At 57.5% G+C, this 25,472-nt stretch carries 10 protein-coding genes and 2 tRNA genes; all 12 read left to right on the top strand.

What is annotated here, in order from left to right:
* Window positions 1-470 precede the first annotated feature (470 nt).
* The 12 genes from ACTNA2_RS05190 (at window position 471) to ACTNA2_RS05135 (ending at window position 25,400) form a co-directional block, all read left to right on the top strand.
* Window positions 471-734 carry an HPr family phosphocarrier protein gene (locus ACTNA2_RS05190; protein ID WP_022094575.1) on the top strand — a complete coding sequence of 88 codons (264 nt, stop codon included), beginning with the start codon at window positions 471-473 and terminating at the stop codon, window positions 732-734.
* Between the two features lie 133 nt (window positions 735-867).
* Complete coding sequence (ptsP, locus tag ACTNA2_RS05185; RefSeq protein WP_427728175.1) at window positions 868-2,571, top strand: phosphoenolpyruvate--protein phosphotransferase; 1,704 nt, start codon at window positions 868-870, stop codon at window positions 2,569-2,571.
* A 74-nt stretch (window positions 2,572-2,645) separates the two neighbouring features.
* Entirely contained in the window at window positions 2,646-3,578 is a 933-nt protein-coding gene (locus tag ACTNA2_RS05180) for a 1-phosphofructokinase family hexose kinase (RefSeq protein ID WP_441048794.1), read from the top strand.
* Between the two features lie 226 nt (window positions 3,579-3,804).
* Window positions 3,805-4,737 (top strand): 1-phosphofructokinase family hexose kinase, encoded by a 933-nt coding sequence (locus ACTNA2_RS05175; RefSeq protein ID WP_427795365.1) that lies wholly within the window; start codon window positions 3,805-3,807, stop codon window positions 4,735-4,737.
* A 192-nt stretch (window positions 4,738-4,929) separates the two neighbouring features.
* On the top strand, window positions 4,930-6,324 hold the full coding sequence (locus ACTNA2_RS05170; protein WP_441048793.1) for a CCA tRNA nucleotidyltransferase: 1,395 nt from the start codon (window positions 4,930-4,932) through the stop codon (window positions 6,322-6,324).
* 226 nt (window positions 6,325-6,550) lie between these two features.
* Window positions 6,551-6,627, top strand: a tRNA-Glu gene (locus ACTNA2_RS05165).
* Between the two features lie 22 nt (window positions 6,628-6,649).
* Window positions 6,650-6,726 (top strand) — tRNA-Glu (locus ACTNA2_RS05160).
* Window positions 6,727-6,877: 151 nt separating this feature from the next.
* Window positions 6,878-8,170, top strand: a complete 1,293-nt coding sequence (locus ACTNA2_RS05155; protein WP_154515563.1) for a lysylphosphatidylglycerol synthase transmembrane domain-containing protein — start codon at window positions 6,878-6,880, stop codon at window positions 8,168-8,170.
* 136 nt (window positions 8,171-8,306) lie between these two features.
* Window positions 8,307-8,918, top strand: coding sequence for a TetR/AcrR family transcriptional regulator (locus ACTNA2_RS05150; RefSeq protein ID WP_441048792.1), 612 nt, complete (start codon window positions 8,307-8,309; stop codon window positions 8,916-8,918).
* Window positions 8,919-9,124: 206 nt separating this feature from the next.
* Window positions 9,125-10,774, top strand: a complete 1,650-nt coding sequence (locus ACTNA2_RS05145; protein ID WP_441048791.1) for a sensor domain-containing diguanylate cyclase — start codon at window positions 9,125-9,127, stop codon at window positions 10,772-10,774.
* 245 nt (window positions 10,775-11,019) lie between these two features.
* Window positions 11,020-25,002: a SpaA isopeptide-forming pilin-related protein gene (locus ACTNA2_RS05140; RefSeq protein ID WP_441048790.1), complete on the top strand. Its 13,983-nt coding sequence runs from the start codon at window positions 11,020-11,022 to the stop codon at window positions 25,000-25,002.
* 254 nt (window positions 25,003-25,256) lie between these two features.
* Window positions 25,257-25,400 (top strand): hypothetical protein, encoded by a 144-nt coding sequence (locus ACTNA2_RS05135; RefSeq protein WP_441048789.1) that lies wholly within the window; start codon window positions 25,257-25,259, stop codon window positions 25,398-25,400.
* Window positions 25,401-25,472: the final 72 nt, after the last annotated feature.

The raw sequence follows: 25,472 nt of genomic DNA, 5'->3' as shown, positions 1-25,472 counted from the left end.
AAGGCGGAGACTCCATCAGGGGTCCCCGCCTTTTTTCAAGTAACCCGGTACTGAGGGACATTTCCTTCCTGCCGACAGTTCGGCATATTCCTCAGTTCACAAGAGGGCATAGATAGCCCCATCAACCAGATCAACCAGGCGAACAAATTATCAGCCAAAATTTCGTTCGCACGATATTGCTCTGGACCGACCGAGTTTCCGCAGCTCGCCTGCCGGACGGGGCGGTTAAGTTTGTCGCGAGTTCCGCACGCAAAGGAAAGCACTTAATGTGCTTTCCGTCTTGCGCAGGACTGTAGAGCAGCAAACTTAACCGCCCCGCCCGGCAGGCGAGCGTGCAGGAACGACATCTGTCCAACAATTCGTGCGAAACATAATGAAAAACCGTTTGATGTGAGTTAATATAATCAACGTCGTGAATATGGCTCCTGTCGCATTGCTGATAGGGGTTAAACACAAAAAAGGAGTCAATTATGGTTTCTGAGAAGGCTACCCTCGTTAATCCTCAGGGTCTTCACATGCGTCCGGCTGGCCTCTTCGCCTCCACCATGGGCAAGTACGCCTGCGACGTGACGGTCGTCACCCCCGAGAAGGAGGTCAACGGCAAGTCCCCGATGGCCCTCATGGCTGCCGGCATCCCCTGCGGTACCGAGGTCGAGGTCAAGTGTGACGGCGCTGATGAGGCCGAGGCTCTGGCTGCTGCCATCGAGCTCATCAAGAGCGGTCTTGGCGAGTAGAACTCAAACGGGTCGCATGTTGAACAACTAAGTTCATATTTGGGGGCGCAGTGACCTGTTTAAAGGGAACTGCGCTCTTTTGTCATGGATATGGCAAAACGCTTTATCACATGACACGGAGAGAGGAATGGGAATGTATCAGGGAGTCAACGCTTCCGAGGGCATCGGTATCGGCACCGTCATGGTTGCCGTCGAACCCGACTTGACGTTTGAGCCGCACGAGGTTGCTGATTCGGCAGCAGAGAAGGAGCGCTATCAGACCGCCCTTTCGGTCTTCTGCGAGAAGACCCAGGCTCAGGCCGACCACATGAAGGAGACGGTGGGCGAGGCCGAGGCCGAGATCATGAGCGGACACATTGTCCTGGCTCAGGACCCGGGCATGACCGACGCCATCAACGCCGCCATTGACGGCGGCACCTGCGCCGAGCAGGCGCTCATGGACACCTCGACCATGTTTGAGAACATGTTCCTGTCCATGGACGATGAGATGTTCCGCCTGCGCGCGGCAGACATCGCCGACATCCGCACCGGTATTCTGGCCGAGCTTTTGGGCAAGGAGGTCGTCGATCTCTCCGTCCTGCCCGAAAACACTGTCGTTGTCGTGCACGACCTTACGCCGTCCATGACCGCCACGATCGATAAGGCCCACGTTGCCGGTATCGTCACCGAGACCGGTGGCCGCACGTCGCACTCCGCGATCATCGCCCGCGCCCTCGAGATTCCGGCTGTCCTTTCGGTTGCCAACAGCTGCACCGCGCTGCGCAACGGCATGACCGTTGTCGTCGACGGTGGCAAGGGTATCGTCGAGGCCGATCCCGACGAGGAGACGCTCGCCGCCTACACCGCCAAGGCCGAGGCTTTCGCTGCCGAGAAGGCAGCCCTCGAGGCTTTCCGTGGCAAGCCGTCCGTGACTGCCGATGGCATCAAGAAGATCATTGCCTGCAATATCGGTAACCCCGATGACGTGCCCAACGCGCTCGATCACGACGCCGAGGCCATTGGCCTGTTCCGCTCCGAGTTCCTGTTCATGGATTCCGCCGAGCTTCCTTCCGAGGAGGAGCAGTTCAACGCCTATCGCAAGGTTGCCAGCGCGCTCAATGGCGCTCCGGTCATCATCCGCACGCTCGACGTGGGTGGCGACAAAGAGATCCCGTACCTGCACATGGTCAAGGAAGAGAACCCCTTCATGGGCTTCCGTGCCGTGCGTTACTGCCTGGCCAACCCCGACCAGTACAAGGTACAGCTCCGCGCTCTGCTGCGCGCCAGCGCCTTCGGTGATGTCAAGATCATGATCCCGCTCGTCACTTGCGTCGAGGAGGTCTTGGCCGTTAAGGAGCTCGTCGAGGAGTGCAAGTCCGAGCTGACCGAAGAGGGCCGCAAGTTCAACGAGAACATCGAGGTCGGCATTATGGTCGAGACGCCTGCCGCATCGCTGATCGCTGACCGCCTGGCCGAGGTCGCCGACTTCTTCTCGATCGGCACCAACGACCTGATCGGCTACACCATGTGTGCCGACCGTGGTAACGACACCATTTCTAACCTGTACCAGGTGTACTATCCCGCCGTGCTTCGCTCGCTCAAGAACATCATCGAGAGCGGCGTCAAGGCTGGCATCATGGTCGGTATGTGCGGCGAGGCCGCTGCCGATCCGCTGCTTGAGCCGCTGCTGATCAGCTGGGGCCTCGAGGAGTTCTCGATGAGCGCTCCGTCTATCCTGCGCGCCCGCAAGACCATCAGCCAGTGGACCAAGGCCGAGTGCGACGATCTCGCCGAGAAGGCGCTCGCCTGCAACACTGCCGAAGAGGTCAAGGCGCTGCTTGAGGCTGCCGCTCGCTAATTTGGTATCAGAGGTAACCGCGTGGTTGGAATGGGCTGGCCGCGCGGCCCTCAAATATACAGGGGGTACTGTAAATGTTCTACACGCTAACCGCTAACCCGGCTGTCGACATGACGGTTTCGAGCTCTCCGCTCAAGCCCGACGAGAACGTCCGCACCGGCTCGGCCAGCTACACGGCTAACGGCAAGGGCCTCGACGTGTCCTTCGCCTTTAAGAAGATGGGCGTCGACACCGTCGCGCTTGGCTTCTTCGCCGGCTTCACGGGCAAGTTCATCGTCGAGGAGGTCATGAACCTGGGTTGCCTGTGCCGCCCGGTTTGGACCGACGGCATTACGCGTATCAACACCTATGTCAACGATGGCCAGCACGAGTACGGCATCCTTAACCCCGGCGCCCCGATTACGCCGGAGCACCAGAAGGAGCTCTACAACATCCTGGACACCGCGGGCGATCTTGAGTGCCTGATCGTCTCCGGCTCCGTGCCTCCCAAAGCTACGCCCGACTTCCTGGCTCAGGTCATGGATCACGCTCAGGCTCGTGGCGCCGACGTCGTCCTGGACCTGTCTTCCGACAAGCTCAAGGAGCTCGCTCACAAGAAGCCGCTGCTCATCAAGCCGAACCATCACGAGATGAAGGCCATCTTTGGCGTGCCGGTCGACACCGACGACGAGGTCCGCGTTGCTATGAAGATGGCTCACGATGCCGGCGTCCAGAACGTGCTGCTCACCCGTGGTAGCCGCGGCGACGCTTACTTCTCCAACGGCGAGGACATCTGGTACGCTAAGCGTGAGTTCAACATCAAGCTGGTCTCTTCCGTCTGCGCCGGCGACTGCACGCTCGCTGCGTTCCTGTACAAGTGGTACAGGGATCGCGACAACGTCGAGGAGGCCATGAAGCTCGCTATGGCCACCGGCGCCAACGTTGCCGAGTCCGTGGGCATCGGCGACTTCGGTCACGTCGATGAGTATAGTAAGCGCGTTGCTGTCCGCAAGCTCGATCGCAAGTAATCGAAACGCTACATATTCGTGGCTATATGGCGCCCCGGTTTAAGCCGGGGCGCTTATTCGTAAATTGCAAATGAGCTTCAGGGCAAGCACTCCTGATTTTTTGCCCCGCCTTGCTGCTTTTCTGGCGACCTGCACGCGTTCTACACCGTTCGCCGAGTTGCTATGGTCTTTTCACAAGGTGTGGAATATACTTTCATTATCACGTTGCTTTGTGAAAGGAACATTCATGATTTACACGCTCACTGCAAATCCCGCCATTGATTACAACATTTCCTGCGACGGACTTTCCGCCAACACCGTCACCCGCACGCGCAACGCGGTTTATACGCCCAATGGCAAGGGTCTCAACGTCTCGTTCACCCTCGATCACTACGGTGTCGACACCACGATCCTGGGCTTTTTTGCCGGCTTCTCAGGCGAGTATATCGTCAAGGGCGCCGAGGCCCTGGGTGTGCCCGTCAAGCCCGTGTGGACTGACGGCATCACGCGCGTCAACGTTTTCCTCAACGCCGGTCCCGATACCGAGTACAACATGGTCAATGCAGGCGCTGCCATCAATGCCGCCAACGAGCAGGAGATGTTTGAGCTCATCGACTCGCTCGACGACATGACCTGCCTGGTCATTAGCGGCTCGCTGCCCCCCAACACCTCCGAGGGTTTCCTGGCCGAAGTTCTTCGCCGTGTTAAGGCAAAGGGTGCCGAGTTCGTGCTCGATATTTCGAGCCATCAGCTGGCCGATCTCATTGCCATGGAGCCGTTGCTCATTAAGCCCAACGACGACGAGCTGCTCGACATCTTTGGCATTAAGGTGAGCGGTGGCGACGACGAGACCGTTAAGTGCGCTATGGCTGAGCTGCATGCCAAGGGCGCTAAGAATGTGCTGTTGACCCTTGGTGGCGACGGCGCGTACTTCTCCAACGGCGAGCACATTTGGTTTGCCAAACGCACCTTTGAGGTCAAGCTGCTCTCGACGGTCTGCGCCGGCGATTCCTCGCTTGCCGCCTTCCTGTCTGTGTGGCATGATGCCCCCGAGTGCGTCGAGGACGCCCTGCGCCTCTCGATGGCAACCGGTGCCAACGTGGTCGAGTGCCCTGGTTTGGGCGATTTTGCCAAGGTGGACGAATATAAGAAGCACATCGACGTTCGCCAGGTATGCTAACCGTTTAGACACATCGTTGCCGAACACCCGCTTTGGATCTCCGAGGCGGGTGTTTTTATCTGTTGGCTGCATGGGCTCTGCTGTCTCGTTCGCGCGAATCGACGATGTGATTTCATGTGCGCTCACGCTTGTTTCTTGCTAGACTGCTTGAGAACCATCGTTTAACGCTCGCAAGCGTAGGAGGCCATAGGTATGTGTAATGTTTCGCTCAACGGTACGCAGCCCACAGATGCCTCCCTGCGTGTGCTACGTGCGCTTGAGGACGCCGGTCTCGAGGCCTGGTTCGTAGGCGGTTGGGTGCGTGACGCCCTGATGGGACGTCCCAGCCACGATGTTGACATGTGCTGTAGCGGCCTGTGGCAAGAGTCCAAGGCGGCGCTCGAGGCAGCCGGCATTGCGGTAGTTGAGTCGGGCATAAAATTTGGCGGCATTACCGCCCTTTGTGACGATGAGCGTATTGAGGTCACGACGTATCGCCTGGACGGATTTTACACCGATGGTCGCCATCCCCAGAGTGTGGAGCGTGCGGCGTCCCTTGAGGACGATCTGGCACGTCGTGACTTTACCGTTAACGCCATGGCTTGGCATCCCCAGCGCGGTCTTGTCGACCGTTATGATGGCCAGGGCGACCTGGAGCGTAAGCTGATTCGTGCCGTTGGAGATCCCAAGCGTCGCTTTAACGAGGATGCGCTTCGCATGCTGCGCGCCGTGCGTTTTGCCTGCCGTCTGGATTTTATGATCGAGCCTAAGACCAAACTGGCGCTTGCCGAGTGCTCGCCGCTGCTCGATGCCGTGGCACGCGAACGCGTGGGCATTGAGCTCGAGGGGATTCTATCGACCGGTCACGGGGGAGACGCGATGCTACGCTATCCCGAGCTTGTTTGCGCCGCCGTGCCCGAGCTTGCGCCGGCTCGTGGGTTTGACCAGCGCAGCGTCTACCACGCCTTTAATGTCTACGAGCATATCGCTCGCGTTTTGACGGTAGCGGGGGAGCTGGCGCTGTGTGACGGTGTGGCGCCTTCGTCGAGCTTAATGTGGGCAGCGTTTTTGCACGATGTCTCCAAGCCCGATTGCTTTACGGTCGATCATGCGGGCAGCGGCCACTTTTACGGTCATCCTGAGCTTGGTGCCAAGAAAGCGCGCGCTATTATGGATCGCTTGGCGCTTTCGCACGATTTGGTTCGCGACGTGTGTCTGCTTATCAGGTATCACGATAAGCCGTTGCGTCCCGAGCGCTCCTGTTTGCTCAATATGATGCGCTCGCTTTCGGGTGAGGGCGTCGACACACCGCGTTTGATTGACGAGCTTATGGACCTTAAGCGTGCCGATACGCTGGGTAAGGCACCGTCGTGCTTCTATTACGTCGAGACGATCGAGGAGATGCGTTCGCTCGCCCACGAACTGTTGGAAGCGGGGGAGCCCTATACGCTTAAGATGCTTGGCATCAACGGAGGGGACCTGATTCGCGCCGGCGTCAAACCGGGGCCTGAGCTGGGACAGCTTCTCAACGTCGCCCTCGACGCCGTGATCGAGAATAACGTTCCCAATACCCGCGAAGCCCTTCTGGCCCACCTCAACCTGGGGTAGCTCATTTGGGACGGGGCTTTTTTAGCTACCCCCGCTGTCAATAGGACGAACAATAGTGATTCTGGCAGGGGTAGCTAAAAAAGCCCCGTCCCAAATGAGCTACCAGGTTGACCTGTGTGTTCCATAACCTCACGACAAAATTTGGCCAATTTGGTATTTCTTCTTGCGCTCGCGTTTTTTGTCCCGTAATATATGTCCTCGCAGCACGGCAGTGCAGGTGTCATGTGGCCCGTTCGTCTAGCGGTTTAGGACGCCGCCCTCTCAAGGCGGAGATCACCAGTTCGAATCTGGTACGGGCTACCACTTCTTTTCTGCCGAGGCTTATGGCCCGTTCGTCTAGCGGTTTAGGACGCCGCCCTCTCAAGGCGGAGATCACCAGTTCGAATCTGGTACGGGCTACCAAGTATTGGATACCCGACCTTCTTTCCGAAGGGCGGGTTTTTTATTACCTGCGGGCTTGTCTGTTAATCCCATTTGCCCCATAGCTTTACGTTTTGCTTATCTCCCAGACGGGTACAATAGGCCAGATACATTGACGGTCAGAAGGAGCCTCATGACGGAGTCCTCTCAGCATACCCCAAAGCCTCAAGTCGATGTTTCGGGCGGCGATGACAACAAGAGCGCACGTCGTGGTGCCATCTTTATTGGCATTGTGCTGGTGGGCTATATCGTCTATTTGGTCGTGACCGGTCAGATGGGTCAGTTCTGGGCCGCCATGGCTAGCGTTCAGGCGCCGTGGCTCGCTGCCGCGTGCTTCTGCATGTTCCTATACTTGTTTTTTGGCATCGTGGCGTACGCGATTGCCGTATGGCTCGATCCCAATTCGCCTGTCGGCATCCGCGACCTCATTTCGGTCGAGGCGAGCGGCATCTTCTTTGGCAACCTGACACCCATGATGATGGGCTCCACGCCTGCCCAGATTTATCGCCTGACCAAAGCCGGCCAAAATGTGGGCGAAGCGGGTGCCACGCAATTCACCCGCTTTATCGTGTACCAGTTTGGTTTGGTGGCATGGGGTGCCATTCTGCTGCTCGCCCGCATGCCGTTTTTCGCCGAGCGCTATGGCGACATGACGCTGCTTTGCGTCTTTAGTTTTGGCGGCCACTGCTGCATTCTTCTCGGCATCTTTGCCGTGGCGTTGATGCCCAAGACCGTCACGCGCGTCGCACATTGTATTATCAATTGGCTCGAGCGCATGGGCGTTTCCGCTACTAAGATCGAGGGCTGGCGTACCTTTGTCGATGGCGAGATCTACTCGTTCTCCGAGAAATTCAAACTCTCTGCCGGCCATTTTTCGTCCATGCTGCTCACGGTCGTCATCACCATGTTGCAGCTGGCGTTTTTCTACCTGGTTCCGTATTTTTTGATGCTTGCCTTTGGTCAGTACGACGTTGACTTTTTCTCGGTCATGGCGGCGAGTGCTTTTGTACAGCTGTTGAGTTCCGCCGTCCCGCTGCCTGGCGGCACCGGTGGTGCCGAGGGCGGCTTCGCGCTGTTCCTGGGTCACTTTTTTGGCACGGCAGCGACTGCCGGCTATCTGCTTTGGCGTCTGATTACCTTTATCGCGCCGACCATTTTGGCCGCCCCTCTTTTGGGCCTTAAGAGCGCTCATAACGAGAGTATCCATGCACGCTGGGACCGTATGATGTGCAAGCTCGGGCGCACTCCTCAGAAGCCTTCTGCGTCCGTTAAGGCACATCCAACCTCTCAGGTTACCGTGGACCCCAATCAGCATGCTCAAAAGACTGCTGTGGCCTCTAAACCGGCACGGAAGACCTATGTTCGTCAGACTGGCGACGGTATCCGCGTTTCCCCTGCGGCGCTCAATAAAAAGAAGCGGCCCTAGAGCCCAGTTGGTGAGTCGTGCGTTCTTAATGATGCTCGTCATTGCGATGCTAGATGTAGGATAATCCTCTTACGTTGATTATCTCCCACTTGTACAGGAGCTATAGGTGGGCAGTTGACATGAAGGGGACACGTCTATGGACACCACTAAACCGCGCCTTGACCGCCGCATCGTTCGCAGTCGCAATGCGATTCTTTCGGCATTCGAGCGACTGCTGATGGAAAAGCCCCTCGCCGATATTACGGTGAGCGCCATCGCGCGCGAGGCAAATGTCGACCGTAAGACCTTCTACGTGCACTTTGGCACGGTGGACGGCTTGCTCGATGCCATTGCCGTGGATGTGGTCGAGATGATTGTCGACTCAGTCGAGAAGACGCTTTCCTCTATGGGCGGTAACACCAACGAGCGAGCACTCGGAGCGGCGGCGACCTTCTTCAAAACCGTTAACGAGGCGCTTTGCAACAATTTGGTGCTCAATCGCCAGCTGATTGAAAACATTCCGCTCGACGACTTTATGGCTCGTCTTCGTGCGCCGCTCGAACATGAGATTGCCGAGCGCGATCTGCTGCCCCAAGGCCTCAAGGACGAGATGTTCGATTACTACCTGGCGTTTCTGCTGTCCGGTATTATCGGTATCTATCGCACGTGGGCATTATCCGACGGATCGGTTCCCATCGAGCGCGTCTCGGCGGTCGCCAACGACCTGACCCTGAACGGCCTTTCGAGCCTAGAGACCCGTTTGTCTTAGTGCGGCATCCCCTGGGGCTCCCTTGCCGTTTAGGTCGTCTATCCGTAGTGTGATGCTCGATTGGTTGGGATGGATCTGAGTAAATACGCCCGGCGATACCCGAAAGATCGGTATCGGTTTTCTTGAATTATTGCGGGAGAGTGGTAAAACCTAATTTAGGTTGTTTTGAACCCGGTGACTATGGCCTGATTCTGATGGATATTCAGATGTTTGTTATGGACGGGCAAAGTAGCAATAAAACAGAGATTGAAAAAATATGTATGAATAATATCGTTTCCTTGTTTATGTTTAGTCGTTGTGATTATGAGAAAGTAAAACAGAATGCATGGGAAGAAAACTGGAAAGCCATGCGGCTGTATTCTGTTGTGGCGCTTGTTGCCTTTGGAGTCATAACGCTGCTGAGTGCGGTTTCCCTGAGTATCGGAAATTATAAATGGGTGTATCTGGCCTATACGTTCCTTTCTTTGCTCTATTTTTGCATTTCTCGTTGTCAACTTAGAAGCTTCTTGGGGAAAGAGCTGGTTATATACAGCTTTTTTGCCGCGCTGCTGCTGTTTGGCATTATTACGGGAACGGTGATTACGCCGGAGGAGCTCACGGTCAACTACATTGTGTTCATGATGGTAGCGCCGCTGCTGTTTACCGCTAGAGCGGCGGTCATGAACGGGCTGATCCTGAGCAGCATGCTGCTCTATATCGGACTTGCTTTCTTTGCGCAGCACGACCCAATTCTTTCCAAAAACCTCGTGAATGTTATTCTGTACGGGGTGCTGAGTATGTTTCTGACTGCCACGATGATGCGAAGCAAGCTCCAGAGAATCCTGTACCATAAGGAAATGGAAGCGTTGGAAGTCGGCAAGCGCGAATCGCAGGAACGACTCCTGAATTACGAGAGATTCCTCACGGACATGGTTCGGTATGCCGCTTCAGAAGCAACTCCGGACAAAGTACTGAATCAACTGGTGGAGTATATCGGACAGCGTGTGACCGCCGATCGAGCGTACATCTTTGAACAGAATGACCGCGGAACGTTTGACAACACCTACGAGTGGTGCAAAGCGGGCGTACCCAAAGAAAAAGATAACCTGCAGGATGTGCCGTATGAAGGCATCATTGAAACATGGTTTGCACAATATCAAGAATCCAACAATGCCATCATCCATGACATTGAAGAATGCAAAAAAACAAGCGAAGCCATCTATGAACGGCTGAAACCTCAGGGTGTCAATACCTTTGTGACAGGGCCAATCAAAATCAACGGCAAGATGGTCGGATTCTACGGTGTGGACAATCCTCCCAAAGAGAAACTGCACGAGATCTCGAATGAGATGGATATGATCGAGTTTATGGTCTCTTTTATGATAAGACTGCGCGATAATGCGAATGCACTGGAGCACAGTGCGTTATATGACCAGCTCACAGATTGTAAAAACAGAAAAGCACTGGATTGGGCGTACACAGAAAAGCTGGAGAAGTACTGTCCCCTGGCGGTTGTCATGTGCGACCTAAATGGCCTAAAGGAAATAAATGATCAAAAGGGACATGACGCCGGTGATAAAGCCATTGTGCAGACCGCACAGACGCTGAAATCTGTGTTCGGAAAGCGTCATGTGTATCGGCTTGGCGGAGACGAGTTCATTGCGGTTCTGCCAAACATCACACATCCGGCGTTTCAGAAACTACTGGAAACGGCAAAAAGCCAACTGGGGGCTACCGCGTCCCTCGGTACGACGATAAGCGGCACAAAGGACACGGATTTTGAGTCGCTTCTGAAAGCCGCAGATGCGCAAATGTATGAAAACAAGAAGCAATACTACATCTCGGCAGGGAATGATCGGAGAAGGCACAGCTTGTGAGAGGGAAAAGCTGCGCATATAAACGTAAAACTGCACGGTAGTTCACGACTTTTACCGCACAGGGCAGCACGGTTCGTGATGTCGCTTTCAAGCAGATGGATGTTGCATTTAATCAGTCTGAAAATGCCCAGACGAGCATTTCGCCTGGGCAAGTAGTGCTCCGCCTTTCTTTAATCCTATTTTTCTCCGGTTGTTGTTTCGGTAAAATATGAGTTCTAGGACACTATTACCGAAAGTAGGTTGGGATGAGGCAGATTAAGCGTGCTGTGGCTTTTGCCCTCACCTTTATCATGTGCGTCGAGGCCCTTTTGGGTAACGGCGTTGCCAGCGCGGTTGCCCTTACGCTTGAGGACGCCCAGTCGTGGCAGGACATTGTCCAACCGTTTGCCGAGACCGATGCGGCGGGGGAGTCGGATGACAAGACCGGCTCGGACGCCGCATCGGGCGTCTCGTCGAGCGATAGTTCGGGTGAGGCTAGCGCGAGTGCTTCGAACGATGACAAGTCTGACTCAAGCACTTCCAACAACACCACCGCCTCCAACGAGGACACTTCTGGCAACCAGGACGCCGTTGACGTGGTCCCGCGCGACTGGTCGCACGATGCCAGCGCGCTCACGGTATCCTCCGAGGGCCTTGCCTTTGACAAGCGCTTGAGAGAGCTTGCTGAAGCAGGCCCCATCGAGGAAATTCCTGTGCAGCTGCCTGCCTCGCTCAACATCAAGTGTGTTCTCAACACGGCGCTGCTTGAAGGCGACACCTTTACCGTCGATCTTCCCGCCGGGCTCACATTCGACCTCGATTCGGCCAAGCTCCAGGACAATGATGGCATCAAGCGCATTGCCCTCTACCGCTTGGATGCTGAGGGCAATACCACGCGCATCCGCCTTGGGTATGCACAGCTCACTGCCTCTAAGCTTACTGTGGCCTTCGCTACTCCGCATGACGAGCAGACCGATGCCGACCTTTCCTTTGAGGCTAAAGAGTCCTTTGCCGTCGATGCCGATGTACTGCTCGATTCTGCGCTCCTCAAAGACGAGGAGTCAACGCTTGACTGGGCGATACAGCAGACGCAGACCGAGGGCGTGCGCACTTGCGAGCTCACTATTCCCGCGCGCTCCCATGTTGAGGGGCTTCTTGGGATTGATAGGGCCGATGCTTCCTCAACGGTTGCCGTCAATGTGGCGGGCACCTCCCAGGATCCGGTTTCTGCGGTGACCCCTGTGGGTTCTTACGGCAGCAAGATCACGTTCACCACGTTTTGGGCCGATAACAACAACGTCAACCGCCCGTCCGCGCAGGCTCTCCAGAATCGAAACGAATACCGTGTATTCTATTCTCTTGATGGCGGTAAGACCTATGTGGCGCTCACCAAGGACGGAGATAACCTGTCCGATGAGGCGGCCACGCAGCTCGGATTTACCCAGGAGATCCTCGATGCCGCCAAGACCGATGGCCACTTGGTAAGCGTTGCAGCGTCCACGGTCTCCGAATACGAGGCGTCCGTGGTACTCGCTGGCAAGCTTCCCGCCAAGGTCGTGACGCGAACGGACGACGGCACGGCGCAAGAACAGCCCATCACGTATGCAATTTCCCACGTGACGGCGGGCGATGGGGCCGTGGAAGTCAAAACTGGCTCGACACTCTATCCTAACTGCAACGCCGACCCTTCGCAGCGCTCTGAGTCTGGCGACTACATCGTGCCCGACTCCTCCATGCTGAGTGACCGTACGGACTATGTGGAGCCCTATGCCAAAGAATGTCTGATGATGCTCAAAAACGTTAGCTTTAACGTCGATGTCCACATCGGCAACGATATGGTGGATCACAACCTTTCCGGCGATAATGGCTGGTATTCGAGATGGGGTAAGTACCTGACCCTTACGGCTGCGCGGCATATGGGTGCGTCTGACGACAAGGATGTAAGCAATATCAACGGGGACGGTCTTCTGCAGCTCATCGAACACCAGCTCTTTAGTGTTACCTGGAATGACAATGCTTCCAACAACTATGTTATAAGCGGTCGCATGCCGGCCTACCATCCATCCGGCGTGTCGATGAAGTACCGCCTGATCCAGCAGACAATAGATAACTCCGGCACCTCCGGCTATCGCGATGCCTACGAGGTCTCCTACGACAACAAGGTTGTTCCCGACTATGCGAGCGATATCTCCGCGTGCTACAGCGGCGGTACTATGACGGTGCGCCATACGGGCACCACGCGGTTTGAGGCTACCAAGGTCTGGCTCGACGACTACGTGCCCGGTTCGACCGATTCCAATGGCAACGAGATTTCGCGCCCTGCGGCCACCTATACCCTGTGGCGCTATTCCGCAAGGCCCGGCAACGATGCGCGGAGCGCGGCGCAGGTGGTCGTGATGACGGGTGATCGCAAAGGCGAGTTCGTAAAGCTCGAGGTCACGGCCGAGCAGAATAATAAGCTGGGCGCGAGCTACAACAGTGAAGACGGTTCCATCAACAACGCTAAGATGGACCTTGGGAAGATACTGCTCGATAAGTACGGCACCGATGGCTTCACGCAGTTTGCCAAGTACGATCCCGAGGGCTACCCCTATATCTACCAGCTCCGCGAGTCGACCCTCGCGGGTTATGAGCATGTGTTCGGCACGGTCGACAACGAGGGCAACACGTCGGGCGATCTCGGTCCCAACTATTTCAGTGCAAGCGATACAAACACCGAGTATTTGCTTGATGGATGGATGCGCTCCGATTCCGACAACTTTGGCGTCTACAACGGCGGTACGCTCACCAATCGTCGTGCTGAGACCGAAACCGTTAGCGCCAAGAAGCGCTGGGATATCGGCGCCTATCAAGATCAACTCGGTACCGTCGAGGTGAGCTTTCAGCTCCAGCGCATCCTTAAAGAGCATGCTACATACAACAACGGACAGTGGTTCTCTAAGGAAGATCCCATGTATGGAGCTGATGGCTCGCTTATCGGCACCTATACCTGGAACGACGTCGCTGACGGTCGCGTCACGCTTAACGGCTGGAGCGCCGAGAATTCTGAGCAGTCCTTCTCGAAGAGCGGTCTGCCCCGATATGACGAGCTGGGCAACGAGTACGTTTACCGCTGGCAAGAGGTTGAGGTGCTGGACACGCAGGATCCTGACCGGTTCTCTGCCTTGCCTACCAAACCGGACGGCCCGTTTGAGTTTTTTGGCACGTTTACTGATGCTAACGGCAACCAGAATCTCCTTTTCTGTTATGGCGAATATGATGCTAAAGAGAAATGCTTTGTCAACAGCTACGTGGATACAGTTGATGCGACCGTTGATAAGTATTGGCAGGCCCTTGATGCCGAGGGCAATCCTATTTGGACACAGGATGCCAAACAATGTGGTAATGGCGTTGCTCCAAAGGTAACGGTCAAGGTAATCCGCAACGATTCGCTGCTTACAACGATTGAGCTGGACGGTCGCGTTGATCCCACGCCCAATTTTCAGACGATTCCTGGCTCTTCCTGGGAGCTTGGCTGGTGGGAGACGAGTCCTTGGCATGTTGAGTTTATCCGTCTACCCAAATATGACGACAACGGGTCTAAGTACGACTACCTCTTTCTTGAGGAATCGGTGGATGGCTTTAACCTAGACCATACGGTTCGCGGTATCGACCCCGAGTCTCGCAAAATCTATACCAAGTTTTATAACCGGCGCGTGATTGAAGGCAATGCCTCCAGTTCGAAATTTGCGGTCTCCAAGAAATGGCTTGATAGCGGCAACGCTGCCTCCCGCGTGCCTGTTGAGATTGGCCTGTATGCGAATCACGATATCGTTTCTCAAAGGGATGGACAGTTGGCCTATAGAGAGGGTGAACTGATTAATAAGGTCACTCTTAACGAAGAGAACTCTTGGTACGACGAATTAAATGTCCCAGTTGGCGGGCTTTCCAAGAATGACGTCTCTATCAGAGAGCTGTCTACGCTTAATAGCAGCGATACACCAGACGACCTAAAATATGAGGTCATCGATCGCGATACTGCTGTTCGCAGGGCTACATACGGCTCTTCCGAGGAGATTGCGGCCTATCGTTCGCTGCTTAGAAATTGGCCTGAGACGGATACCTCTACTCGCATGATCTCCAAGAACCTTTCGCAGGGCTTTTCGTATGAGGTTTCGTATGGGGAAAATCGCGATAAAAATTCTCTCGAGGTCACGAATCGCCGCGTTGGTTCGGTGGATATCTCTATCGATAAGACCTGGGCTGACGCTGGATCTGCTGCGATCAAGCGCCCCAAGGCTCAGATAACAATCTCTGCGCCCGCATCGAGCTCCGAGTTTACGTTTGTCTGTGACAACAGTCGGAAGCTGTTCGTTAGGGTTGCCGGTAAAATCGACCAGCCTCTAAAGAAAAAAGATTCGGAGGGCAACTTTAGCTCGCTAACTGGGTCTGCTGACGCCTCCGAAAACACCGATGTGATTGTTTCAGAGGATTCAAAGTCCATTACCTTTACGGTCGATGTGATCAAGGCCTCATCCTTCTTCTCCGTCGTGGGACTTCCTAAGTACGATCTTTCCGGCGCCATCGTTGATTGGAAGGTCGAGGAGAATATCGCCAATGCCGGTGACTATCGATCCGTCGGCGGACTTTCGAGCACAGACTTCGGTTCGCCCTGGCACCAGGAAGACCAGCTCAACTATTCGTTTACTAACAAGCGTACGGGCACCAAGGACGTGACGTTCCATACCAAGTGGTTCGACCACTACGTCAAGGACGTCCTCAACCAGCGCCCTGACGTTAAGCTGGTGCTGTATCGTGCGGCTTATACGTATGACGATAACGGCAATATCATTAAAGATGACGAAGGAAATCCCGTAATCACGCTCTCGTCGGTTTCTCCTTCCGAGTACGACGGCCACTTTGAGTGGGTGTCGTCCGACCCAGCCGATCGCCTGCGCAACGACACCAAGGGTGACTTTACCCAATACGCCACGTTCAAGAACCTTCCCAAGTACGACGGCAACGGCGGACAGTACGTCTATTACGCGCGTGTGGATATGAATGTCCTGGATGACACCAAGGGCGCGCTCGACTACTATGATGACGATACGGTTTCGCAGGATCCCTATACAAAGGACCCCGGCTCGTGGGATAAGGCAGATGACGAGGTTAGATCGTTTGCCGATTGCCTCCCTGCAGACAACGACCAGCAGCTCGTTTACCGTGAGGACTCGACGTTCAATTTCCATATCCACGGCTCGGTAACGGTCTCGGGTGAGAAGCTGTGGGAGAACGTCCCTGTCGGTTACTCCAAAGACGACCTGCCGGCGATTTCTATCTACGTGCAGCGCCGCCTGCTTGCGGGTTCGTACGGAGCTAACGGCAACTGGACCGATGGCGCTGCTTTGCCTTGGTCTGGCCTTGCACTGAATGTGGATGATACGCAGGCAAAGGGCTATACCGTGGCCAGCTCTAATACGGGTAAGACCGACTCTGGTCAGGATATCCTTGACGGCAAGACTGCTGTGGCCTGGACGGACAGCCTTGAGAAAGACGGCAACAAGTGGACGTTCAGCATCGGCCAGTACGGGGACAATTCCAATAGCAACGCTCTGCCGAGCGATAATAAGCTCGCGGCCTATGATGCCGAGGGACGTCGCATTGAGTACCGTGTGCGCGAGGTCATCGATGGCATTGTTGGTAAGCCTGGCTGGGACCTCAAGCCCGAAAGCGAACTCGAGAAGGCCTTTGACAAGGTCTACGATATTAGATATACGGACTTCTCGATCAGGAATACCTATAAGTCTAAGCAGAGCAAGCTCACGCTGTACAAGGTCTTTACGGGGCGTGCCGACGTTGACACCAAGTACCCTGACTCGACGTTTAGGCTGTACCGCTACTACGTCAAGGATGATGACTCCAAGAGCGCTCTGACCTTTGTGGCTGAGCAGACGCTCAAGGGCAAGGACGTCAATCATGCCACTGAGTCCGGTGCAGTCACGTTTGACAACCTCGACATCTACGCGCCCTCAGGTGCCAAGTGGCAATATGTTGCCGTTGAGGTTGTGCCCAACGGCTACACCGCCACGAGCGGCATGGGCGAGCTTGCCGCCGATGCTTCTGGTTTTAAGTCTTCGGATGATTGGGCGAATAAATATGACGTCGTTCTTCCCACGGACGTAAAAGGCACCCTCTCCATGGGTCCCACCGTTGAGCTTGATGAGAACCCTTCCGCAGTGAGCGAGACGTTTAAGAATGCCTATGAGCCTGCTACTGCGACGCTTACGGGTAAAAAGATCTGGCAAGACCGTAATAACGTGTTTAGCACGCGGCCTGATTCGATCACGATCGAGTTGACGCGTAAATACCAGAACGGCACCTTGGATGAGGACCTTGATGCTGGCCTGGTCAATCTCCAGTGCGATAATCCTGATCTGGAGAACTATATCTCCTGGGACAGATCTTCTGATACAGGTTCTTGGACCTATACCATCAAGAACCTCGAAAAATGGGCGCCCGATGGTACCCTGTGGCGATATGACGTTCGTGAGACGGTGACGCCGGATCAATATTGCATAAACGGCAACGGCGGCTCGTGCCTCTCCGATCCAGGCGTGCTCCCCAATATCACCAACGTCCTGAATGGCCAGGTTGGTTTTTCCAAGCAGTGGGATGCTCTTGATGATTGGAAGCAACGGCCGATCCAGTACTTTACGCTCCAGGCGCGAGAGGCTGGCACCGACTCTGATTGGGAGGAAGCGGGCACGTTCTTTACCGCTCATGGTGTTAACGTGGGTACCGCGTCGAGCTATAAAGACACGGTCAACAACATAGATACCGACCTGACGTGCTATACGCTTTCTAATGGTTCGGTCGTTCGTAAAACGGTCGATCAGCTGACGCCAAAGGAAAGTGACGGCAAGGGTCCCTACAACTTCAATAGCCATTGGACCATGCTCCCGCTCTCTCTCGGTACCGGTTCTTCTGCGGTTAACGTTGAATATCGCGTTGTCGAAAGCCTTCTGGTCTATGAGCAGCGGGGGTCTAAGGTCAAGGTCTATCTTGACTGCGATAAGAACGGAAACTACTCAATAAGGGGTAGCGGGGCGAGCATCTACCTGCCTTCTCAGACTGAAGAGCATGCATCTGGAAGCTCAACCTGGAAATCGAACATTACCAACGAGTTGAAGGGTAAAACGACTTCGATAAAGGTTTGCAAGACTTGGGATGATGGCGACAACGCTTGGGTAACTCGTCCGGGCACGTCTTCTCCAAATGACTCCTGGGCTACGACGTTTGTCCTGCAGCGCTATTCTAATGTCGGGCATACGTGGGAGTGGTTTACCAAGTACGGGTCCGTTGTCGCCAATCCATTTGTCTACGATCCATTTAACGGTTGGATTCTTAACGATAACCTGCTTACCCGAAATGTCAGTGTCGCAGATACCAATGTTTCCTTTGATAAGTTGCCTGCGCAAGGCGTTGGTGTGAACGGTCAGGCCGTTGAGTACCAATACCGCGCAGTGGAGCTGGTTAAGGGCAGCTATCTGGCTACGACCGCTCCGAGTGATGTTCTGGCCACGAGCGGCGACGGGTCGATGCGTCTTGAGCTGGTGCCGGCCTCAGAAGAAGGGGTTCAGCGCTATGTGAACACGCTGCTGACGACCACAGTTACCGTTACTAAGACTTGGAATGACTGGGGCACGGGGCTTGCTTCGACGCTTGATCCTTCTACCTGCGGTATTAAGCTCAATTTGTATCGAAAGGTTGCGGGTGGCAGCGAGGAGCTTGTCAAGGTTGCCGATGCCACTGGCGCCCTGCGTGATGCTGCGCCCACGTGGAGCAAGAATGAAGATGGCACCTGGACCTACGAGTTTACGGGATTGCCCCAGACCGACCAGAACGGCAAGGCGTATACCTACAGCGTCACAGAGGTCGACGGGTCCGTTGCCGGTTGGTATAACGCTCAAAATAATAATGGCTCGCTTACCAACGCTGCGACGCGCTTGACGTTTGACAAGGTCGAGGGCGGAAGCGGTACGGGCATTGCCGCCGATACGAAGCTCAACGGCGTGAAGTTGGAGGTCTCGGATAGCACTGGCAAGAAGGTCGCTACGTGGTCGCGCGATGAGAATGGCGCTGTCTCCGTTACTGTGGAGGACGATTACGGCAAGGCTGGCGCCGGCAAAAGCGCTGGCTGGATCGTGGGCCTCAAGGCGGGAAAGTACAAGGTTCACGAGGCTGTGGTGCCCGTGGGTCATGTCGCCGTGGCGGACTTTACGGTCAAGATCGGCGTCGATGGCGTCGTGACGCTCGAGGAGCCGCCCGAGGGCGTCGATGGCGTCGTGACGATCGAGGAGCCGCCCGAGGGCGTCGAGCGTCACTACGCCAAGATCACGGTGGCCGACCCGCTCTACCGCTCTGCGTTCTCGCTGCAGAAGGTCTACAGGCACGGAGATTCTGAGCTTCCGGTCGCGGGCATGACGTTCGACCTCTACCGCGGCACCTACCATGCCTCCTCCGTTGGCGGCGGCGGCGTGAAGATCGCCGAGATCGTGACGGATGCCGATGGCAAGTGGAGTGCGGACGGCTCCGTCGAGTGGCTTAACCGCGATGGCGCCTTCGGCTCGCTCGCCGGCTACTTCGTGAGCCAAGCCGACGGCCTGCCCGCGGGCGACTACTACCTGGTGGAGACGGGCGAGTCCGCGCTCACCAAGAAGCCCGGCGCGGCTGGCGAGGTGCCCAAGTTCACGCTCGGTGGCAGCGATTGGGGAACGACGAAGGCCGTCAAGGTCGAGAACCGTGAGTTCAACGCGGGGCTCGAGATTCATAAGCGGGATGCGCTCACGCATTCTGCGGTTAACAATGCCACGTTTGAGCTGCGCTACACGCCCTTGGGCTCTACCGATGTTGTGACTATTGGCGGGCTCAAGTCTGGCTATTCTTACGCGCTCGGTGCCGCGGGCACGAGCTGCCTGGCCCCTGTTCCCGCTACGCCGGGCGCGCTCAGGGTGACGGGCCTCAAGAAGGGTCAATATCAGCTTGTCGAGACTTCGCCGGCGGTTGGCTATGCTTCTGTCGGGGCCGCCGGCACGGTTGTGCGAGAGTTTGTCGTGGGCGAGGGCTCGGCCGGGCTTGCAAATGTTGTCCCCGACCCCGATGTCACCAACATGCCGCTGCTGGGCAGCGTGACGATGCATAAGGTGGACACTGACGGCAATGCGATCGCGGGCGCTCAATTTAAACTGCAGCGTTTGGCTGGCGGTGACTGGACCGATGTGGCAGACGGCCTCTATACGACCGACGCTGACGGGCGCATCACCGTGACGGGTCTCGCTTGGGGTACCTATCGCTTTGCCGAGGTCGCGCCTGCCGCAGGCTTCTACATGAGCGGCAGCGTCACCACCAAGAGCGTTACCGTCGGGGCCGATAACGTGGCTGGCTCCATCATTTCGCCCCTCGACTGCGGCACGGTGACCAACGAGAGGCTCGGCTTTGGGCTCATCAAGGTCAACTCCGCCTGCGAGCGCCTCTCGGGCGCGCGCTTTACGGTGACGGGCGAGTTCTCCGACGGCTCGGCCGCGCACGATCTCGTGACCGCCGCCGACGGCACGGCTTCGCTGCCCGATGGCCTGCTCGTGGCGGGGGAGACCTATACCGTGACGGAGACCGAGGCCCCTGCGGGCTACAAGATCGGCGACGGCTCCGCCGCAAGCGCGTCCTACCGCTTTACCGTCAAGGCTGACGGCACCTTTGCGGCTGACGGCACCTATACCAAAACCGTGTGGTCTGCGGCGGGCACGGGCACGCTTGAGCTCACCATGAAGGACACGGCCAATGCCGTCTCGCTCTCCAAGGCCGACGCGAGCTCGCACGTGTTTGTTTCGGGTGCGACGTTTACCGTGTATGGTAAGTTCTCCGATACGGGTGAGGATGCCAAGACGGTGCAGCCCACCAGCGGTGCGGTTACGCTGAGTGGCCTCATTGGCGGCGAGATCTACCGTATCGAAGAGTCTGTCGCACCGGCTGGCTACGGGCGCCTGAGCTCCAGCCTGTACGTCAAGTTTGATGCTGCCGGTAGCAAGCTTTCCGTGGTGGACGCCCAAGGCAACGCGCTCGAGAGTGTTCCGAGCGGCTGGGAAATCGCCGAAAACGAGGCGATTGCCGCGCTCGACAGCAAGACGCGTTTGAGCTTTAACAAGGTTGACGCCGCGGGTAACGGTACCGGTGCCTCGAATTCGCTTAACGGCGTTACGCTTGAGCTGTTGAAGGGTTCTAGCGTTGTTGCAAGCTGGTCTCGTGATGAGAACGGAAACGTGAGCGTTTCCGTTATGAGCGGTTATGGCGAGGCCGGCAGCGATGCCGATGCTGGTGTAATCTTTGGCTTGTCCGCCGGTGTCTATACGGTGCGCGAGTCCCGTGTGCCTGCTGGACACCTTGCCGTTAGCGACTTTAAGGTCAAGATCGATGACGAGGGCAAGGTCTCTTTGGTGGACGCTCCCGAGGGCGTCTCGCTTGACGATCACGGTGTGACCGTCACGGTGGCCGACCCGCTCTACCGCTCCGCCTTCTCGCTGGAGAAGGTCTACAGGCACGGTTCCTCCGAGCTGCCGGTTGCGGGCATGAGCTTTGAGCTTTATCGCGGTTCGTACAATGCTTCCGCTGACAACGGTGGCGGCATCAAGATCGCCGACATTAGGACGGACGCCAACGGCAAGTGGTCTGCCGATGGCTCCGTTCCGTGGATGAACCGCGAGAACGCCTTTGGCGTGCTCGCCGGCTACTTTGTCAGGCAGTCCGACGGCCTGCCCGCGGGCGACTACTACCTGGTGGAGACGGGCGAGTCCGCGCTCACCAGGAAGCCCGATGGGGCCGGGGCGGTGACCGAGTTCACGCTCGGCGACAACGACAGGGGCGCGGTGAAGGCCGTCAAAGTTACGAACGGCGAGTTCAACGCTCAGCTCGTGATCCATAAGCAGGACGCTCTCACGCGGGCTTCCGTTAACGGCGCCGCGTTCGAGCTGCGCTACACGCCCCTGGGCTCCACTGATGCTGTGACTATCGGCGGGCTCAAGTCCGGCTATTCGTACGCGCTTAACGCCGCGGGCACGGGCTGCCTGGCCCCCGTTCCCGCCACGCCGGGCGCGCTCAGGGTGACGGGCCTCAAGAAGGGCCATTATCAGCTTGTCGAGACCGCGCCTGCGATTGGCTATGGCTCCCTTGGGGCCGATGGCACGGTGGTGCGAGAGTTTGTCGTGGGCGAGGGCTCGGCCGGGCTTGCAAATGTTGTCCCCGACCCCGATGTCACCAACATGCCGCTGCTGGGCAGCGTGACGATGCATAAGGTGGACACTGACGGCAACGCGATCGCGGGCGCTCAATTTAAACTGCAGCGTTTGGCTGACGGCGACTGGAACGATGTGGCAGACGGCCTCTATACGACCGACGCTGACGGGCGCATCACCGTGACGGGTCTCGCTTGGGGTACCTATCGCTTTGCCGAGGTCGCGCCTGCCGCAGGCTTCTACATGAGCGGCAGCGTCACCACCAAGAGCGTTACCGTTGGGGCCGATAACGTGGCGGGCTCCATCGTTTCGCCCCTCGATTGCGGCACGGTGACCAACAAGAGGCTCGGCTTCGGGCTCGTCAAGTTAAACGACGACGGCGAGCACCTCTCGGGCGCGCGCTTTACGGTGACGGGCGAGTTCTCCGACGGCTCGGCCGCGCACGATCTCGTGACCGCCGCCGACGGCACGGCTTCGTTGCCCGATGGCCTGCTCGTGGCGGGGGAGACCTATACCGTGACGGAGACTGCGGCGCCCGAGGGCTACAAGATCGGCGACGGATCCGCTGCGAGCGCCTCCGTCTCCTTCAGGGTGGGCTCCGACGGTTCCTTTAGTGCCGTTGGCGATTACAAGCACGGCATCTGGTCGCTCTCCGGCACGGGCAGGCTATCGCTCGCCATGAAGGATCGGGCCAACAGCGTCTCTCTCTCCAAGGCGGACGCCGCGACGGGCGATTTCGTGGCCGGTGCGACCTTTACCGTCACCGGGCGCTTCTCCGATAGCGCCGACGGCTCAAAGACCGTCAGCCCCGTGGGCGGCGCCGTCGAGCTGCGCGGCCTCATCAACGGCGAGGTCTACCGTGTCGAGGAGACTGCCGCACCGGCTGGCTACGGGCGCCTGGACGCGCCGCTCTACATTCGCTTCGACGAGCGCGGCGAGCGCCTTGTTGTGGTCGATAAGCGCGGCGCGGCGCTCTCGCGGGCCCCCGAGGGCTGGGACGTGGCTGACGGTCGTGCGATCACTGCCAACAACGTGCGCAACCGCCTGACGTTCGATAAGGTGGAGGGCGGCTCGGGCACGGGCGCCGTTGCGGGCTCCGCCCTCAACGGCATTGCCTTCGAGCTCTCGAGCGGCTCCGATGTGGTGGCCACGTGGGCGCGCTCCGATGAAGGCGTGATCTCTACGACCGTTGCGTCTGGTTATGGCGAGTCCGGCTCCGACGCTGACGCGGGCTGGCTCGTGGGCCTTCCCGCCGGCACGTACCGGGTCCACGAGTCCGTGGTGCCCGCGGGCCATGTCGCCGTGGCGGACTTCACGGTCAAGATCGATGCCGAGGGCGTCGTGACGCTCGGGGGCGCGCACGAGGGCGTCGAGCTCGACGCCTCCGCCGCCAAGATCACGGTGGCCGATCCGCTCTACCGCTCCGCCTTCTCGCTGCAGAAGCTCTACAGGCACGGAGATTCCGGGCTGCCGGTCGCGGGCATGACGTTCGACCTCTACCGCGGCACCTACCATGCCTCCTCCGTTGACGGCGGCGGCGTGAAAATCGCCGCGATCGTGACTGATGCCGATGGCAAGTGGAGTGCGGACGGCTCCGTCGAGTGGCTCAACCGCGATGGCGCCTTCGGCTCGCTCGCCGGCTACTTTGTCAGGCAGTCCGACGGCCTGCCCGCGGGCGAGTACTACCTGGTCGAGACGGGCGAGTCCGCGCTCACCAAGAAGCCCGGCGCGGCCGGCGCGGTGACCGCGTTCACGCTCGGTGGCAGCGATAGGGGAGAGACGAAGGCCGTCAAGGTCGAGAACGATGAGTTCAACGCGGGGCTCGCCATTGAGAAACGCGATGCCGCGACCGGATCTCCGGTCAACGGTGCGGGCTTCGAGCTCGTCTACACGCCGCTTGGCAAGACTGACTCCGTGACGATCTCCGGGCTTAAGACCGGCTGTTCATATGTCCTCGACGCGACGGGCACGCAAGTGGCGGCGCATTCCTCAAATGCGGACGGCTGCCTTAAGGTGACGGGCCTCAAGAAGGGCGGCTATCGGCTTATCGAGACGGTTTCCGCAACCGGCTATGCGCCGGTTGCGCCGGGCGGCTCGCTCGTGAGCTCGTTCGATGTGCTCGATGCCGCCAATGGGGTCGGCAACGTGCTCGCCACGGCAGACGGCTCGACTCCCGTCGTTACCAACGAGCCGCTTCTGGGTAGCGTGTCGATGCACAAAGTCGACGAGGGCGGACAGCCCATTGCCGGCGCAACGTTTAAGCTGCAGCTCAAGAGCGGTTCGGGCTGGGTCGATGTGGGCGATGGCCGCGCAACCGATACGGATGGCTCCATCGTGGCGACGGGTCTCGCGTGGGGCACCTATCGCTTTGTCGAAGTCGCCCCCGCGGCTGGCTATTACCTCGATCGCGAGGAAGTCGCTACAAACGAACTGACCGTTACGGCAGATAATGTGGCCGGTTCCATTGAGTTACCGCTCGACTGCGGCACAGTGACCAATACGGCTTTTGCCCTTAAGCTCCTCAAGCGTAATGGGTTCGGCGATGCGCTGCCCGGTGCGGTCTTTACTGTTGAAGGCCGGTTTGCCGACGGCTCATCTGTCGTTGAACTTACCAGCGGCGACGATGGCATCGCCTCGCTTGGCTCGGCCCAGCTCGTGGCCGGGGAGACCTATACCGTGACGGAGACTTCGGCGCCTGCCGGTTACATGATCGGCGACGGTACCGCCGCGAGCGCATCGTTCTCCTTCTCGGTTGCCGCAGACGGATCTTGGTCCGCTGTGAACGACTACAACCGCGACGTATGGTCCATGGGCGGCACGGGCTCCCTTGAGCTTGCTGTGACCGATAAGGCCCATACGGTCTCGCGTTCCAAGGACGGCATGCCCGGCACGGGCGACAGTCTGTTTGCTGTCTCTGACGCACTCGCAACGCTTGGTCTCATGGCGCTTGCCATTGGCTTGCGTCGCACGCGTCGACGCAGCTAGGCGGTAATTAATTACGCCAAGGCGGGGCATACGGTTCATCACCGTATGCCCCGCCTTTCTTGTCTGATGCGTCATCCCGCGTTAGCAGCTGCTCTTCGCCGCTCGTATCGCTCTCGCCCATGATGGTGCCGCCGATCGCGTCGAAAATGTTGGTGTAAGGGTGACACCCTAGCGCTCGTTTAACGAAGAACGGCCTTCGTCCTAGAATCTGAAATCACCACAACAACAGGTTCTAGGAAAGGACGAAGACCGCTATGGAAATCTTATCAGACCCGACGCCGGACATGCTCGCCATGCCCCGTTTCGACGACGGCGCCATCGATATGCAGGAGCTGCTTCGCAGACTCGCCGAGCAGGTCGATCGCGTCGAAAATGTTGGTGTAAGGGTGACACCCTAGCGCTCGTTTAACGAAGAACGGCCTTCGTCCTAGAATCTGAAATCACCACAACAACAGGTTCTAGGAAAGGAC

Origin of the sequence: Collinsella sp. HCP28S3_E9, assembly GCF_052065455.1 — a bacterium.
GTDB lineage: Bacteria > Actinomycetota > Coriobacteriia > Coriobacteriales > Coriobacteriaceae > Collinsella.
The sequence above is the reverse complement of the archived record's forward strand: the minus strand, read 5'-3'. Positions and strand labels throughout refer to the sequence as shown.